The 14,599-nt window shown below is 66.9% G+C and carries 11 protein-coding genes; 2 read left to right on the forward strand and 9 right to left on the reverse strand.

Annotated elements, in window-relative coordinates; genetic code table 11:
* Positions 1 to 18: 18 nt before the first annotated feature.
* Positions 19 to 204, forward strand: coding sequence for a PspC domain-containing protein (locus tag ACQCSV_RS07000; RefSeq protein ID WP_426939403.1), 186 nt, complete (start codon positions 19 to 21; stop codon positions 202 to 204).
* A gap of 28 nt (positions 205 to 232) precedes the next feature.
* Here ACQCSV_RS07000 and ACQCSV_RS07005 read toward each other — a convergent pair whose 3' ends face one another.
* From ACQCSV_RS07005 to ACQCSV_RS07020, 4 genes are all read right to left on the reverse strand, one after another.
* Positions 233 to 928: a hypothetical protein gene (locus ACQCSV_RS07005; RefSeq protein WP_426939404.1), complete on the reverse strand. Its 696-nt coding sequence runs from the start codon at positions 926 to 928 to the stop codon at positions 233 to 235.
* A gap of 82 nt (positions 929 to 1,010) precedes the next feature.
* A complete protein-coding gene (locus ACQCSV_RS07010) occupies positions 1,011 to 2,573 on the reverse strand; it encodes an FAD-dependent oxidoreductase (protein ID WP_426939405.1) in 1,563 nt (520 codons plus the stop codon).
* A complete protein-coding gene (locus ACQCSV_RS07015) occupies positions 2,570 to 4,810 on the reverse strand; it encodes a molybdopterin oxidoreductase family protein (RefSeq protein WP_426939406.1) in 2,241 nt (746 codons plus the stop codon). Before ACQCSV_RS07015 ends, ACQCSV_RS07010 begins: the two co-directional genes overlap by 4 nt.
* Position 4,811: 1 nt before the next feature.
* Positions 4,812 to 6,284: an MFS transporter gene (locus ACQCSV_RS07020; protein WP_426939407.1), complete on the reverse strand. Its 1,473-nt coding sequence runs from the start codon at positions 6,282 to 6,284 to the stop codon at positions 4,812 to 4,814.
* 270 nt (positions 6,285 to 6,554) lie between these two features.
* Between ACQCSV_RS07020 and ACQCSV_RS07025 the strand changes: the two genes are divergently transcribed.
* Positions 6,555 to 7,967 (forward strand): MFS transporter, encoded by a 1,413-nt coding sequence (locus ACQCSV_RS07025; protein ID WP_426939408.1) that lies wholly within the window; start codon positions 6,555 to 6,557, stop codon positions 7,965 to 7,967.
* Between the two features lie 153 nt (positions 7,968 to 8,120).
* Here ACQCSV_RS07025 and ACQCSV_RS07030 read toward each other — a convergent pair whose 3' ends face one another.
* From ACQCSV_RS07030 to ACQCSV_RS07050, 5 genes are all read right to left on the reverse strand, one after another.
* Positions 8,121 to 8,852, reverse strand: a complete 732-nt coding sequence (locus tag ACQCSV_RS07030; RefSeq protein WP_426939409.1) for a glutamine amidotransferase — start codon at positions 8,850 to 8,852, stop codon at positions 8,121 to 8,123.
* Positions 8,853 to 8,966: 114 nt separating this feature from the next.
* Positions 8,967 to 9,407, reverse strand: coding sequence for a YybH family protein (locus ACQCSV_RS07035; RefSeq protein WP_426939410.1), 441 nt, complete (start codon positions 9,405 to 9,407; stop codon positions 8,967 to 8,969).
* A gap of 19 nt (positions 9,408 to 9,426) precedes the next feature.
* Positions 9,427 to 11,247 (reverse strand): acetyl/propionyl/methylcrotonyl-CoA carboxylase subunit alpha, encoded by a 1,821-nt coding sequence (locus ACQCSV_RS07040; protein ID WP_426939411.1) that lies wholly within the window; start codon positions 11,245 to 11,247, stop codon positions 9,427 to 9,429.
* Positions 11,248 to 11,376: 129 nt separating this feature from the next.
* Entirely contained in the window at positions 11,377 to 12,063 is a 687-nt protein-coding gene (locus tag ACQCSV_RS07045) for a nucleoside triphosphate pyrophosphatase (RefSeq protein WP_354153861.1), read from the reverse strand.
* A gap of 9 nt (positions 12,064 to 12,072) precedes the next feature.
* Complete coding sequence (locus tag ACQCSV_RS07050) at positions 12,073 to 14,598, reverse strand: MMPL family transporter (RefSeq protein ID WP_426939412.1); 2,526 nt, start codon at positions 14,596 to 14,598, stop codon at positions 12,073 to 12,075.
* Position 14,599 lies beyond the last annotated feature (1 nt).

Below are 14,599 nucleotides of genomic sequence, written 5' to 3' on the forward strand. Positions count from 1 at the left end.
CTGGGGTAGCGTGGCCGCATGACTACAGCTCTGGAGCGGCCACGCCGCGGAAAAATCATCGGTGGCGTCTGCGCCGCCCTGTCAGCCCGATTTGGGGTCCCGAAGTTCCTGGTCAGGCTCGGCTTTGTGATCTTTGGCGTGGTGGGGATCGGCGAGCTGGTCTACATCGCGCTGTGGATCATGATCCCCAAGGCCCCGGCCTGAAGACCGCCCGGAATCCCGGCCTCGACGCCTAAGCCAGGGCGTAGGGCGGGACCGTGCACCCGGCTGCAAACGGGATGAACCAGCCATCGAAACCCAGCTTCCCGGCGTCGATTTCCGGAAGATCGGGGCTGTCCGAGTAGAGAGCTGGACTATCCGCCTCCTCTAACAGGACTTCCTCGACCTGCGCCCGCCAGTCTTCCGGGAGGTCGAGTTCATAGATGTCCTCGGTGATTTCCGCCTGATCAAGCAGGCAGCGGACGGCGAGTTCGGCTGCGAGGCATCCGGGGGCTGTCCAGCCGCGGACCAGCGATGCCGTTACATCGGAAGCCACCACGATGAACTTTTGGGTGAAGTTGGCGTCGTAGCTGGCGGCGAACCGAGGCGGCAGCGAGGACAGCACAGAGGTACCGGCGACGTCAGACGGAGTAACCGCATCCAGGGCGGTCAGGGTTCCCAGATCGCGGAAGAGCTGGCCAACGAGAACGCCCGACGAGTTCCACAGGAGTCCTGCCAGCACGAGTACCTGGCGCACAGCTGTTTTCCGGTCTTCCGGCGAGGCCGCGGCCATTTCGTCCAGGTCTTCGGGGTCGAACTGCAGCCGTTGTTCCGGCGTCATGTCATCGGGGTGCGGGTCAAGACCCAACAATTCCAGGCTCAGCCCCGTCAGTTTTCTGGCGTCGGCCAGCAGCTGTTCGGTGATGTCGTCTTCTTCGTCGGCATTCATGGCCCCGATGCTACCTGCCGCCCGCGGTCGCCCCCGATTCGCGTTACGCGGACATGTCCGGGCTTCACGGCTTCAGGACGACTCAGGCGGCGGGAGCCGCCTGGAAGTGTTTTTCGATGAGCCCCTTGATGTCCTCGTGGCAGCCGCCGCAGCCGGTGCCGGCACGGGTTGCCTTGGACACCTCCGCTACGGTGGAGCAGCCATCCGCCACGGCACCCTGGATCTTGGCGCCGCTGACACCGGCGCAGCGGCATACGGTTCCTTCCGGATCGGCAGGACCGGACGCGGCCAGCTGGTCCGGACCGTCCAGCCGCAGCAGCAGGGACCTGTCGGCCGGCAGTTCCGCGCCGCGCTCGAACAGCCCGACGAGCTCGGCGGCGGTCCGCGGCATGCCCACGGCCACCAGGCCTTCCAGCACTCCGCCGCGGGTGGTCATCTTCACGTAGCGGCCGTGTTCCGGATCGGCCCACTGGGCGATCTGCCGCCGCGGCCGGCCGTTCACGGCGCCCGTGGTGAGCGCCTCTTCATCCCACGGCTCGGCACCGTTGTCGCCGGCCACAGCCATGTTCATGCCACGGGCCTTGAGCACAATCACACCGGCCTGTTCCTGCGGCAGCTCTTGGAGCGCGTCCGCCTCGTCCTGTGTGCCGGTGGCCAGCAGCGTCAGGTATTCGGCCAGCCATTCGGCCTGCCGCCACCCGGGCCCCACCAGGCCGGACGGGCCCTTCGCTGTGCGGCATTCGCCGCAGGTGGGGTCCGGGCAGCGGACCTCGGCGCAGTCGCCGATCGCGAAGATGTGCGGCTCGTGGTGGGCCCGCAGCCGGTGGTCCACCAAAATGCCAGCGCCAACCGACAGGCCGCAGCCTTCGGCGAGCTCGGTCCTGGGGCGGACACCGCAGGAGAGGACCAGGAGGTCGCCGTCGATCGCCGAACCGTCATTGAGCAGCAGCGCCGAGAACCCGCCGTCGGGCGCGTTGTGCTCCACCCCGGTGGACCGGGCGTTGCCGGCCATCCGGACGCCGCACCGGCGCAGGCTGGCCGCGAGGACCGCTCCGCCGCCGCGGTCGATGTTGCGGCCCAGCGGGTGTGGCCCGTTGTGTACCACCGTGACAGTGGCGCCTTCTTCCGCCGCCGCGAGGGCTGTCTCGAGGCCCAGGACGCCGCCGCCCAGCACCACAACACGCTTGCCGCCGTCGACCCCTGCGCGCAGAACCGAAGCGTCCCGGAGGTCCCGGAGCGCGGTCACTCCGGCCGGAAGGACGGGGGATGCGGGGTCCGGGTTGATGCCGGTCAGGTTGGGGATGACGGGCCGGGAACCGGTGGCGAAGACCAGACGCTCATAGTGGGCGGAGGTGCCGTCGGTGAGGATCACCTGCTGGCGGGCGCGGTCCACGCGGCGGACCCGCACGCCAAGCCGGACGTCCACGCCGTCGGCGGCCAGGGCTGCCGCGTCGGAGAGCGCCAGGGCATCGGCCGTGGTGCGTCCGACGCCCAGATCGGCCACCAGCACACGGTTGTACGCGGCTTCGGCCTCTTCACCCACCACGGTCAGGCTGACGTGCCCGTCGCGGACCGCGGGCAGCAGTTCATCGATCAGGCGGGCAGCCACGGGGCCGAAACCAACAACGACAATCTGCTCACTCATGAGGCCTCCGATGTCTGAAGAACACTGCTCTGTTGTCCGGTTGCGACCGCCCGGACCCACACCTTGTTGAACTTGAATTCGGGCATCCCGGAAATGGGATCCGTTGCCGCCTCGGTGAGGCGGTTGGCGCTTTCAAGCTCCGGAAAATGGAACGGCAGGAAGACCGTCTCGGGACGGATCGCGGTGCTGAGTTCCGCACGGCAGAACACCTCCCCGCGTTCATTGGCCACCGAGACAAAGGCACCCTCGGTGATGCCCATGGCGGCCGCGGCTGCGGGGTGGATCTGCATTTTCGCCTCGGGCTGCGCGGCCAGCAGCTCGGACACCCGCCGGGTCTGCGTCCCGGACTGGTAGTGCTCCAGGAGGCGGCCGGTGATCAGGGTCATGGTTTTCGCGGCCGGGGCTGTGGGGTCCCCAACGGGGGGCGCGGCCGGCGTACGACGGCGGCGGGGCGTCACCGGGGTCATGACCGCCTTTCCGCCGGCGTGGGCAAACGCATCAAGGAACAGCCGGGGCGTACCGGTGCTGCCCACAGGGTAGGGCCAGTAGGCGGCCTCGCCGCGGTCCAGCATGGCGTAGTCAATGCCGGAGTAATCGGCGTGCCCGCCGGCCGAGGCCAACCGCAGTTCCTCAAAAACTGTTTCCGGATCTTCGCTGTACGTGGACGGGGCCTCGAGCGCTTCGGCCAGCCGGGCCATGATCCACAGTTCGCTGCGTGCGCCAGCTGGCGGCTGCAGGGCCCGGCGTCGGCGCAGGACGCGTCCCTCCAGGTTGGTGAGCGTGCCTTCCTCTTCGGCCCACTGCAGGACCGGGAGGATAAGGTCGGCCTCGGCGGCGGTCTCGGACATAAAGAAGTCGCAGACCACCAGGAAGTCCAGGCTGCGGAGCCCGGCGATGACGGCGTTCGCGTCGGGGGAGGCCACCGCGATGTTGGAGGCGTGCACAAAAAGGCACCGGACGCCGTCGGGCTGTCCCAGCGACTTCAGCAACTGGACGGCGGGCAGTCCGGGCCCGGGAATGGTTTCCTCCGGGACGCCCCAAACGCCGGCCATGTGGGCGCGGGCGGCGGGGTCGGTGATCTTGCGGTAGCCGGGGAGCTGGTCGGCCTTCTGGCCGTGCTCGCGGCCGCCCTGGCCGTTGCCCTGTCCGGTGAGGGTGCCGTAGCCGCTGCGGCGTGAGCCGGGCAGCCCCAGGAGAAGGCTGAGGTTGATCGCCGCGGTGGCGGTGTCCGTGCCGTCCACGTGCTGTTCCACGCCGCGTCCGGTAAGGATGTAGCTGCCGCCCTTGCCCGCGCCGTCGGCGAGCCTGCGGGCCGTTTCCCGTATGAGCTCCGCCGGGACGCCGGTGAGGGACTGGACGCGTTCGGGCCAGAACGAGTTGACGCTGCGGACCACGGCCACGTAGCCGGTGGTGCGTGCCGCGATGAAGTCTTCGTTTGCCAGGCCCTCGTGGATGATCACGTGCGAGAGGCCCAGCAGGAGGGTGAGGTCGGTGCCCGGCAGGGGCTGGAGGTGGAGACCGCCGCCGTCGGCCGTGAACTTTGCCGTGGCTGAACGGCGGGGATCCACCACGATCAGCCCGCCGGCGTCGCGGGCGCCCTGGAGGTGCTGCACAAACGGCGGCATGGTTTCGGCCACGTTGGAGCCGAGCATCATGATGGTGCTGGCGGCGTCCAGGTCGGCCAGCGGGAACGGGAGGCCGCGGTCCAGGCCGAACGCGCGCATCCCGGCGGCCGCGGCGGAGGACATGCAGAAGCGGCCGTTGTAATCGATGCGTGAGGTGCCCAGGGCCAGGCGGGCGAACTTGCCCAGCATGTAGGCCTTCTCGTTGGTGAGGCCACCGCCACCGAAAACCCCGACGGCGTCCTTACCGTAGCGTGCCTGCGTGTCCTTCACTGCGGCGGTCACCAGCGCCAGGGCCTGGTCCCAGCCGATGGGGCGGTGGACGCCGTCGGCGCCCTTGAGGAGCGGTTCGGTGACCCGTCCGGGGTGGTTCAGGAGCGTGGCTGAGGTCCAGCCCTTGCGGCACAGGCCGCCCCGGTTGGTGGGGAAGTCGCGCCCGCTCACTTCGAGGAGCGGGGCTTTGAGGGTGGCGTCCGCAGCGGCCAGCGCTGCGGATTCAGCCGGCACGGGGACTGACCCCGGCTCGGAAGCCGGGGTCAGTCCCGCTGGTGACGTGAGCGTCATGGCGCACTGCAGGGCGCAGTAAGGGCAGTGCGTGTCGGCGCTTTTGGTCATGTTAGACGTGTCCCATCGCGTTTCGGTTGGCGTTGCGGATGTAGAAGAACCAGCAGACCGCCAGCATGACTACGTAGGCTCCGACGAATCCGTAGAAGGCCGGGGTGTAGGAACCGCTGGCGGTGTTGGAGGCGTTCAGTACCTGCGGGATCACGAAGCCGCCGTAGGCGCCGATGGCCGAGATCAGTCCGAGGGCCGAGGACGCGAGCCGCTGGGTTTGCACGGTGCTGGCGCCGGACTTCGCCGCCCGGCTGGACGTGGCGAAGATGATGGGGATCATCCGGTAGGTTGCGCCGTTGCCGAAGCCGCTGGCGGTGAAGAGCATCAGGAACAGGACCAGGAAGAGCCAGAAGTTCTTCAGCGGCAGGGTCCAGATCATGGCCAGGGTGATGACGGCCATGCTGGCGAACGCTGCCACGGTCATCCGTGCCCCGCCCATGCGGTCAGCCATGCGTCCACCGTAGGGGCGGGCGAGTGAACCGACCAGCGGGCCGAGGAACGCCAGCGATAGTGCCACGGTGCCGACTCCGATGGAGGAGAACGCCGGGAAGTAGTCCTTGATGAGCTTGGGGAACACACCGGCGAAGCCGATGAACGAACCGAAGGTGCCGATGTACAGCAGCGCCATGATCCACAGGTGCGGTTCCTTCAGTGCTGCGACCGAACCGGCCACGTCACCCTTGGCGCTGGTGAGGTTGTCCATGTACTTCCAGGCACCGAAGGCGGCGATGAGGATGAAGGGGATCCACATCCAGCCGGCCATGGGCAGGTTGACGCTGCCGACGGCCACCAAAGTGATCACAATTGGAACGGCGAGCTGTGCAACGGCCGCACCCATGTTGCCGCCGGCGGCGTTCAGGCCCAGGGCCCAGCCCTTCTCGCGTGCCGGGTAGAAGAACGTGATGTTGGCCATGGAGCTGGCGAAGTTGCCGCCGCCGAAGCCTGCCAGAGCTGCCACGAAGAGCATGACGCCGAACGGGGTTTCCGGGTTGGAGACGCAGAGTCCCAGGCCGATTGAGGGAATCAGGAGGAGGAGCGCGGACACGATGGTCCAGTTCCGGCCGCCGAAGCGGGGAACCATAAAGGTGTAGGGAATCCGGAGCGTGGCGCCTACCAGGCTGGGCATCGAGATCAGCCAGAAGATTTCCGAGGTGGTGAACGTGAAGCCGGCTGCCGGAAGCTGGACCACCACGATGGACCAGAGCTGCCAGACCACAAATCCTAGGAACTCGGCGAAGATGGACCAGTTCAGGTTGCGGCGGGCGATGGCCCGGCCGCCGGACTCCCACTGCTCTTTGTTCTCGGCGTTCCAGTTGGCGATCCAGCGGCCGGGACGGAAGTCAAGGGCGGGGGCATCTGTTGTACCCGTGGAGGGCTGCGTGCCGGCGGATGAGGACACGCCTCCGTGCAGCGGGTCGGTGTCTATATCTACGGAATTGCCGGGGCCGGCATTTGCGCTGCGGTCAACAGTCACGGTGGACCTCCTCATGGGGGATGTTGTTCTTCCACGGTAGAGAAGGCGCGTTTCGCGGACAGTCGCGGTTTGTTAACGTGCTGTGACATTTGCCTATCGGCAGCCGGCCGGCGGCGTGAGGAGCGTTAACGGCCGAAGGATGAGACATGGGCCACAAGTCCACATGGCGGACCTTTTGTCCATTGAATGGACGGCTGGAACTACTATCGGACTCTAACTACTGCGCGCCGGGTCTCACAAGGTCCGGCCGGTTCTCAGGAAAGAGTTCCTATGTCATCCATACACACCACCGTGGAGCCAGGATCCCCCAAGGCGGTGAACTCACGCGGCCGCGTGATTGTGGCCAGCCTGATCGGCACCACCGTTGAGTTCTACGATTTCTACGTCTACGCGACCGCCGCCGTGCTGGTCTTCCCGTCCCTGTTCTTCCCCAACCAGAACGAGACCACCCAGCTGCTCAGCTCCTTCGCTGTCTTCGGCGTGGCCTTCGTTGCCCGCCCCCTGGGATCCATCGTCTTTGGCCACTTCGGCGACAAGTTCGGCCGCAAGGGCACCCTGGTGGCCTCGCTGCTGACCATGGGCATTGCCACCTTCCTGATCGGCTGTCTGCCCACTGCGCTGGTCCCGGGCTGGCAATTCTGGGCTCCGGCGCTGCTCGTTGTCATGCGCTTCGCCCAGGGCCTCGCCCTCGGCGGCGAATGGAGCGGCGCTGCCCTGCTGGCCACCGAAAACGCCCCCGCCAACAAGCGCGCCATCTACGGCACGTTCCCGCAGCTCGGCGCACCCATCGGCTTCATCATCGCGAACGTGATCTTCCTGGTGGCCAGCTACACGCTGACGCCGGCCGACTTCCTGGCCTGGGGCTGGCGCGTGCCGTTCCTGCTCAGCGCCGTCATGGTGATCATCGGCCTGTACGTCCGCCTGAAACTGATCGAAACCCCTGCCTTTACCAAGGTGCTCGAATCCAACGAGGTGGCCAAGTTGCCGCTGGCCCGGGTCTTCAAGTCCAGTGGCCGTCCGCTCATCCTGGGCACGTTCATCATGCTCGCCACGTACGTGCTCTTCTACCTGATGACCACGTTCACGCTGACTTACGGAACCCGCGCCTCCAACCTGGGTGCTGCCAAGGCTGCCGCAGAGAAGGCCGGCAAACCAATGTCCGAGGCCGCCGCGGCAGCGTTTGTTCCCGGCCTGGGCTTCAACCGCAACGACTTCCTCTGGATGCTGATTGCCGGCGTCGTCTTCTTCGGCATCTTCACCCTGGTTTCAGGGCCGCTGGCGGAGAAGTACGGTCGCCGCAAGATGCTGCTGACCGTCACAGGTGGCATTTTTGTCTTCGGCCTTTTGTTCGTTCCGCTGTTCAGCGGCGGCTTTGTGGGCACCATGGCCCTGCTGATCATCGGCTTCTCGCTGATGGGCCTCACGTTCGGCCCCATGGGTGCGCTGCTGCCCGAACTGTTCCCCACCAACGTGCGCTACACGGGCTCCGCCGTCAGTTACAACGTGTCCAGCATCCTGGGTGCTGCGGTGGCCCCGTTCATCGCCGTCGCGCTGTGGGAGCTGGCTGACGGCAGCCCTGTCCTGGTCGGTGTCTACCTGACCGCGATGTCGGTGCTGACGCTGATCGCGCTGTTCGTGTCCAAGGAAACCCGCGACCTGGACTACGAGAACAACGTAGCCTGACGCGCCGCCGTCGGGCGTTCCAGCCCGGTTGCTGACGGAACTGCCCGGCATGTTCCCCGTTATTGCGGGGAACATGCCGGGCATTGCTGTGTCCGGCCGGGTCTAGCGGGGGGAGGAACGCACGACGGCGGCGCCCTCCTACCAGTGCGGAGCTCAGCCGGCGTAGCGGGCCACGAAGTTCTTCAGAATGGTCATGGGCGCGGTGACGGTGAAGGTACGGGCGGCTGCCATCAGTTCCTCGGCGGATTCCGGCGGGAAGTAGCCGGCGTGCCGGTAGATGTCGATCCTGGTGACCAGGCCCTCCGCGTCCAGCTCAGGGTGGAACTGCGTGGCGTACAGGTTCTGCTTGATCCGGAACATGTGGACGGGGCACGACCGGGAGGATGCCAGCAGCACGGCGTGGGAGGGCAGCGATGAACAGGCCTCCTTGTGTCCGGTGAAGGCGGTGAAGCGGCGCGGCATCCCGCGCAGGAGCGGATCCGCGAGCCCTGCCTGCGTCAGCTCGATTTCCACCCCGCCCAACTGTTCGCCGAAGGTCCTGTCGATAAGGGCGCCCTGGTGCCTTCCCAGTGTCCCAACCCCGTAGCAGGCGCCCAGGAAGGGAAAGTCCTGTTCCACGATCCGGTCCAGCAGCCCGGCAAGCTCACGCTCCACCCGGTGCTGGGTGTCGCTTTTCTTCTCTGCGGGGTCGCTGGAGGTGAAGGGACTGCCCCCCACAATCACGCCGGAGTATTCGGCCAGATCCAGTTCCGGCAGTGGAGCGGCTTCAAGCCGGACACGCCGGAGATGCTCCGGCGCCAGCTCGCCATACCTCAGGTACGCGGCATACTCGTCGTCAGCGGCGGCGTCTTCGGCCCGGGAGGCCAGGAGCAGGAAAGGCTTCACACGCTAAGTGTGCCTTTGGCCCCAGCCCAGCGCCAGACCACCCCCGGCTCCAGAGCACTGTGCGGCGCCGGCGTGCCACTCGGGCCGGAGAGCAGCCCCGCCGCCGGGGGGATGTCAGTGGCCGGCAGGCTGCACGAACGATCGCCGGGACTGCGGCTGCGCGGCCGGGTCTGCATGGCGGTGGACCAGCTTCCAGTAGCCTTCTTCGCGCCGGAAGATGCTGGTCACACGGAGCGCGAATTCCTCTGGCGCTGCGGCGCTCCCCAGGCGGGCACGGAAGTGTTCCGTTTCCACCAGGAAGGCCGTATCACGTGCGGTGTAGGACGTGATGGTGTCGAATCCGAGCATCTCGCCGTCCTGGAACTGGCGGGACGCCTGGTCCAGCCGGGCCTCCACTTGGGCCCAACCGCGCGCGATGCCGCCGAACGGGTTGGCCAGCGTGACGTCGTCGAGCCTGGAGTACAGGTCCTTGACGGCACCGGGATTCCCACGGGTGATTTCCGGAACCGCCAGGTGGTAGCGGTCTACTTCTTCTTCAAAACTGGGTGCAAGCATAGGGTGCCTCCGGCAGGGTCTAGTCTTCGATCGTGGCGATGACGGCGCCGGCCGACACCGTCTCACCGGCCGCTGCGCTGAGTCCGGTGATGGTGCCGGAACGGTGCGCGGTCAGGGGCTGTTCCATCTTCATCGCTTCAAGAACCACCACCAGGTCACCCTCGGCCACAACGTCGCCGTTGGCCACGGCAACCTTAACGATGGTGCCCTGCATCGGGGAGGTCAGTGCGTCCCCGGCGGCGGCCGAGGCCGCACCGCCTGAACGGAGGCGCTTCTTGGACTTGCCGGATTTGGCTCCGGAACCGGCGGCGGAACCCGCCCCGATCGAACCCAGGGAGGCGGGCAGGACAACCTCTAGGCGCTTGCCGCCTACCTCAACCACCACGCGCTGGCGTTCACCGGCGTGGCCGCCGGCGTCAGCGGTTCCGTCCGGCGTCCAGGCAGGAATGTTGTTGACGAATTCGGTTTCAATCCAGCGGGTGTGGATGCTGAAGGGCCCTTCCTCGGGCGCAAAAGCGGGGTCCGATACCACGGCGAGGTCGAAGGGGATAACGGTGGGGATTCCTCCCACCACCATTTCCTCCAAAGCGCGTCGCGAACGCTGTAGGGCCTGGGCGCGGGTGGCGCCTGTGACGATCAGCTTGGAGAGCATCGAGTCGAAATTGCCGCTGATGACATCGCCCTCCTCCACGCCGGAATCGATCCGGATGCCGGGGCCGGTGGGGTTCTTCAGGGTGGTGATGGTGCCGGGGGCAGGCATGAAGTTGCGGCCGGGATCCTCGCCGGTGATGCGGAATTCGAAGGAGTGGCCGCGGACCTCGGGGTCGCCGTAGCCGAGCTCCTCGCCGCGCGCCAGCCGGAACTGTTCGCGGACGAGGTCGATGCCTGTGACTTCCTCAGAGACGCAGTGCTCCACCTGCAGGCGGGTGTTGACCTCGAGGAATGAGATGGTGCCGTCCTGGCCCACCAGGAACTCGCAGGTTCCGGCGCCCTGGTAGCCGGCTTCCTTCAGGATCGCCTTGGACGATTCGTAGAGGCGGCGGTTCTGTTCTTCCGTGAGGAACGGGGCAGGCGCTTCTTCAACGAGCTTCTGGTTGCGGCGCTGCAGCGAGCAGTCACGCGTGGAGATGACCACAACGTTGCCATGGGCGTCCGCGAGGCACTGCGTTTCGACGTGGCGCGGGGCGTCCAGGAAGCGTTCGATGAAGCACTCGCCGCGGCCAAAGGCCGCCACGGCCTCACGCACGGCAGACTCGAAGAGCTCCGGGATTTCTTCGCGGTTGCGGGCCACCTTGATACCGCGTCCGCCGCCGCCGAAGGCTGCCTTGATGGCCACGGGCAGGCCGAACTTGTCTACGAACTCGAGGATTTCCTCGGCGGACTCCACAGGATCAGCGGTGCCGGGAACCTGGGGCGCGCCGACCCTTTCGGCGATGTGCCGGGCCTGCACCTTGTCGCCCAAAGCGGAAATCGCGGCAGGGGAAGGGCCGATCCAGGTGATGCCGGCGTCGATGACCTTGGCGGCGAACTCGGCGTTTTCGGCGAGGAAGCCGTAACCGGGATGGATGCCGTCGGCACCGGACTGGCGGGCCACGTCAATGATCTTGTCCATCACCAAGTAGGACTCCGCGGCGGTGTTGCCACCCAGGGAGTAGGCTTCGTCGGCAAGCCTGACATGGAGCGCGTCGCGGTCCGGATCGGCGTAGACCGCCACGGAGGCAATGCCTTCGTCGCGTGCCGCGCGGATGATGCGCACTGCGATTTCGCCCCGGTTTGCGATCAGCACCTTGGTGAGGTTCGACTGCGCGGGACTAGCGGACTGCTCCAAATTTGCTGACAAGGCGTCTCCTTCTTTCCTTCAGGGAGCCTAGCGCGATTTTGTGGGTTCCGCCGATATTACTTGCGGTTTCCGCGTGTAAACGGGCGCGGCTTTGTAGGGAACCTACAACTGGCCGGAAAATCGCCGCAATTATTCGGCGGACCACAGGTCCGTGATGCGTACGTTTGCGTGCCCGAGGAGACTGCGCAGCGTGGAGACTGACAGCCCGACGACGGCGTGCGGGTCCCCGTCCACCTTCCGGATGAACGCCCCGCCCAGGCCGTCGATGGTGAAGGAGCCGGCGCAGTGAAGCGGTTCGCCCGTGGCGATGTACGCGTCGATCTCTTCCGGATCCATGTCCGTGAAGTGGACCTCGGCGGAGGCGACCGCCCCAAGTGTGGCGCCGGATCCCGGTGCTGTGATGCCGCCGTCGGCCGCTGCGTCGGTGCCTATCTCGTCGGGCTCGTCATCGGCTGCCGTCGCGCGGCAGTCCACCAGCCAGTGGCCGGTGTGCAGGACCCCGCTGTTGCCGCTCATCCGCAGCATCCGTTCGCGGGCGACGGCGGCCGTGTACGGTTTGCCGTGCGCCTCGCCGTCGAATTCGAAGACGGAGTCGCAGCCGATGACCAGCGCGCCCTCCGCTTCCGGCAACGCGGCCACCGCCTCGGCCTTGGCGCGGGCCAGCAGCAGCGCGGTATCGTGCGGATCCGTGACGCCATAGCGGGCCTGGACTGCGTCCTCGTCCACGTCGGAGACCAGCACGGAGTGCCGGATGCCGGCGTCGGCCAGGAGCTTGGTGCGGGCGGGGGACTGGGAGGCGAGGATGAGGCGGGTCACTGTTTCAGCCTAATGGACGGGCTCGGCCCGCTTCTGCGGCTCGATTTCGCGGCCTTCCAGGCGGGCGCCCTCCACGTCCACATCCGGCAGGATCCGGTCCAGCCACTTCGGCAGCCACCAGGTCTTTTCGCCGAGGAGGTACATTACGGCCGGGACGATGGTCATGCGGACCACAAAAGCATCCAGCAGCACACCGAACGCCATGGCGAAGCCCAACGGCCGGACCATGGTCAGGTGGCTGAAGATGAAACCGGCGAACACGCTGACCATGATGATCGCAGCGGCGGTCACCACGGTGCCGGCATGGCTGAAGCCGATGCGAACTGCCTTTTTGGCCGGGGCGCCATGCATGTAGGCCTCGCGCATGCCCGACGCGATGAACACCTGGTAGTCCATCGCCAGGCCGAACAGCACACCGATCAGGATGATCGGGAGGAAGCTCAGGACCGCGCCGGGATTGGCGACGTCGAACACTCCACCCAGCCAGCCCCACTGGTAGACGGCCACCACCAGGCCGAACGCTGCGGCCAGGGACAGCAGGAAACCGCCGGTTGCCAGGAGGGGAACCACAATGGAGCGGAATACCAGCAGCAGCAGGATGACGGAAAGCCCGACGACGATCGCCAGGTACGGCGGCAGGGCGTCACCGAGTTTTGTGGAGACGTCGATGTTGCCGGCGGTCTGCCCGGTCAGGCCGATGGTGACCCCCGTTTCGGCCTGGATCTGGGTGCCGCGTTCGCGGAGTTCGCTCACCACCTGCACCGTGCCGGCCTTGGCGGGCCCCTCTTCCGGGATGACCTGGAATACGGCGGTGCGGCGGTCTTCACTCAGTGCCACTGGCACTGTTGCCACCACGTTGTCCACGCCACGGATCAGGTCCGCGACGTCATACTGCAGTTCCTGGGCCCGGGTTTTGTCCAGGCCGGCCGGGAATTCACCCACCACCACAATGGGGCCGGTGACGCCTTCGCCGAAGCTCCGTGCGGTGACGTCATAGGCCTGGTAGGCCTCGGAGTCCACCGGTTCGGAGCCGCCGTCGGGCAGTGCCAACTGGAGCTGCGCGGCGGGCAGGGCTAGCGTTCCCAGCAGGAGCACGCCGGCGACGAGCGCCACGACGGGGTGCCTGGTGACCATGCCGCCCCAGCCCCGGGTGCTCTTTTCCTCATCCTTGGCCTGGTCCGCAACCTCATGGCCGGCCTCGGCGTTGTGGGCATCGGCCTTGGCCCAGGCCCGCCGGGAAATGATGCGCCGTCCGATCAGGGACAGCAGGGCCGGGGTCAGGGTGAGCGCCACAAGGACGGCCACCGCGACGGTGCCGGCCGCGGCCAGTCCCATCACGCTCAGGAACGGCAGCCCGGGCACCACCAGGGCAGCCAGGGCGATGATGACCGTCAGGCCGGCAAAAAGTACCGCGTTGCCCGAGGTTCCGGTGGCGCGCGCCACGGATTCTTCGGGATCCATACCCGCCTGCAGCTGGGTCCGGTGCCGGTTGACGATGAACAGGGAGTAGTCGATGCCCACCGCGAGGCCCAGCATCAGCGCGAGCATGGGCGAGATGGAACTCATCTCGAAGGCGCCGGAGAGGGCGAACGTGATGCCCACGCCGACGCCAACGCCGATGACGGCCATCAGTAGTGGCAGGCCCGCGGCGATGAGCGTGCCGAGCATCAGGATCAGGACCAGGGCCGCGACCCCGATGCCGATGATTTCTGCGGTGCCGAAGAGTTCTGAAATGTCTTCGGTGATTTCCTTGCTGGCCAGTGCCGTCACCCCAGCGGAGGACGTCTCATGCGCGATGTCCTGCACCTGCTGGCGCACCGCCGGTGTCAGGGCATTGATGGAGGTGTTGAACTGCACCTGTGCCACAGCTGCCTGACCGTCCGTTGAGACAAAGCGGATCCCGGCGGAAGCTTCCGCCTGCCGCTTGCCCAGGTCCAGCTTGGCTTTGGCGGCCTGCCATTCCTGGGTGCCGGCTTCGAGCTGCGCCTTGCCCTGTGCGAGGGCGGCCTTCTGTGCTCCAAGCCGGGCTTCGATCATGGCTGGGGTGGCGCCGCTGGCGGCGAACTGCTGCTCCGCGGCGCTCAGCTGCGCGGTGCCGGCGTCGAGTTCGTCGCGTGAGGCATCCAGGCGGGCCTTGCCCGCGGCAAGCTGCTGCTCGCCGTCGGCGATGGCCTGCCCGGCCTGGTCCAGCTGGGCCTGCGTGGCGAAGGGATCCACCGTGGCCTTGACGTCAGGCAGTTCACCAAGCTTGGTGAGGGCAGCCGTGACTGCTGCGCGGCTGCCGTCGGTAAAGCCGCCTTCCGGGGCTTCAAAGACGATTGTGGCAGAGCCGCCCGACGCTGCCGGCAGTTCCTGCTTCAGCTTGTCCGCGATCCGCTGTGTCTCAGTGCCCGGAATCTGGAAGTTGTTGGACAGCGTGCCGTGGAAGGCGGCTGCTGAGCCGCCGACGGCCACCAGCGCCGCGAGCCAGAGCGAAATGACCAGCCAGCGGTGGCGGTAGGAGAATTTGCCGAGGCGGTAGAGCAGCAGGGCCATG

The sequence above is a fragment of the Pseudarthrobacter sp. S3 genome, from assembly GCF_050156905.1.
Lineage (GTDB): Bacteria > Actinomycetota > Actinomycetes > Actinomycetales > Micrococcaceae > Arthrobacter.